Genomic DNA, 2304 nt, shown 5'->3' with positions numbered 1-2304 from the left:
CGTATTGCCGCAGCCCGTTGCGGCCGAAGTGCTCGTATCCGTGACCGTAACGCTATAGGTACCGCCCTGGGCCGGCATATAGCTCGCGCCGGTCGCACCTGCTATCAACGTGCCGTTGAAGCTCCACTCGAACGCATAGTTCGCCTCCGAAAGGCCCGTATCGAGAACCAGAGGCTCAAGCGCCTCGGTGCCGTTGGTATTAACGCACAGCACGTAGGTATCCTCAAGGTCGAAGGCCGGAAGCGGGTTCACCTGCAACGTCAGCGGCGCCACAGCAAAGCAGGTAGTGCCTGTGTTGTCAACCCTCGCATAGATCTCCTGCGGGTTCGACGTGTTCTCGTAAAGGAAAGGCAAGGGGCTGACGTTAAGGTTCGCGTCGACCTCGCTCGCAAAGTAGGCAACCGTGTATACCGAAGGATCCTGGCCGTCAAGCACCTCCGCATCACGTGTCGACAGGTCGAACTGTACGCTGTCGTCGGAAGGGTCGCCGTCAACCTCCATGTTGTCGTCGCACGCCTCGTAGAGGATAGGTGCCGCGTCAGGGTTGGCCTGGGCCGATTCCTGAACCTCGATGTCGAAGCGCTGGCTCGTGACCGAGCAGCCCGTGGACGTATCGGTGATCCTTACGAAGATCTCCTGAGGGTTGCTCGTGTTCGTATAGGGGCTGGCCAGTGCGCCGGTCCCTGACTGCGCGTCCGTCAGGCTTGCGTGGTAGGTGACCGCATACTGAACCGGATCCTGGCCGCCAAGAACCTCGCCGTCCTTGGCCGTAAGGTCGAAGGCGTCAAAGCCGTCCGTGCCCAGCTCGCACCGTATAAAGTCCGTGACCGCCACGGCCTCAGGCAGCGGGCTTACCACTATAGCAAAGTCCACTACCGTGAAGCAGCCCGTAATATCGTTCGTGACCCTCACGTAGATCGTCTCCGCCCCTCCAGTGCCCATATTGGTGTAGTTTTCAGGATCCGCTATGGCGTTCTCGCCGTTAACGGCGTCGAGCTCGCCCGTATGGTAGCTCGGCGTTACGCCTGCCTCCCCGTTGAGGATCAGCGCCTCGTTCTCCGTAAGGTCGAATACCTCCAGGCCGTCGTTGACAACCGTCGCGTCGCAAAGCTCCAGCGCAGGGATCTGGCCGCTGGGCGTAGGCGTGGGCACCGGAAGCACCCGAAGCGTAAGGGTCGTAAACTCCGTGCACCCGAATTCGTTATCGCCGCGTACCCAAAGCGTCTGGGGGTTTGCCGTATTCGTATAGGGATCCGTTATCGCACCGGTACCCGCTATGGCGTCCGCCTGTGTCTCGTAATAGCCCAGCACTATCCCGGGCTGGCCGCCGAGGATCTCCGCATTGGCCTGCTCGAGGACAAAGGCCTCCCGCTCGTCGCCGGGCGCGTTGTCGTCACAGAGCTCCAAAGGCGATGGCGCCGTAAGTACCGGCAAGGGCCGGACTACGAGCGTGAGCTCTGCAAGCTTGTAGCAGCCGGCCACCGTGTTGATGCCGTCGACACGTACCCATACCGTATCGTTGAAAGCAACCGTGTTCGCGTAGGCCGCAGGTACGGCTATCGCATTGACGCCGCCCTCGGCGTCCGTTTCATTACCGTAGTAGCTGAACACGTAGTCCGCAGGGTCCTGGCCCGACTCGAGCAACTCGCCCTCCGCCGAGGTCAGGTCGAACTGCGCTAGGCCGTCGGCAACGCCGTCGTCGCAGACCTCCAGGGGAGCCGGGTCCGAAACAAGCTGCGGCGTGGGCTCTACTACGAGCTGGAACTGGACAACGGTAGCACAGTCCGTCGCTATCGTAGCGCTCTCAAGCCGCGCATATACCGTCTGGACGTCCGCCGTAATATTCTGGTAGTCCGACGTGGTGTCTATCGGATTAATATCATTGTCCGCATTGGCTAATGTCTCGTGGTAGCTAACCGCAAGGCTCGGGTCCCCTCCCGTGATCTGGGCCTCGGCGTCCGTAAGCGAAAAGAAGCCGATACCGTCGTTGTCGGGGTCGCAGTAGCGCAGCGCATCGGGAGACGCATTGAACGGTACCGGCGCCTGCTCCACAACAAGGTCCAGCGTCGCGGTATCGAAACAGCCAGTGGACGTGTCCTCTACACGGACTACAACCGTCTGGGGGTTCGAGATGTTGTCGTACGGCACCGCAAGAGCATTGGCGCCGGCATCGGCGTCGGCCTGGTCCAAATGGTAGCTTACCGCATAGCCGGGATTGCCCCCGGTGATCTCAGAGTCCTTAAGGCCGAGGTCGATTGACGTGACCCCGTCGGGAACGTCGTCGTCGCAGACCTCCAACGGCGT

1 pseudogene is annotated in these 2304 nt (G+C 61.2%); it reads right to left on the bottom strand.

Annotated features, from left to right (window positions below):
- A pseudogene (locus tag LBU54_RS15205) lies at positions 1–2304 on the bottom strand (hypothetical protein); the annotation flags it as partial.

The sequence above is a fragment of the Winogradskyella alexanderae genome (assembly GCF_020166335.1).
Taxonomy (GTDB): domain Bacteria; phylum Bacteroidota; class Bacteroidia; order Flavobacteriales; family Flavobacteriaceae; genus Winogradskyella; species Winogradskyella alexanderae.
Note: the sequence above shows the minus strand (reverse complement) of the source record. Positions and strands in the feature narration are given on the sequence as shown.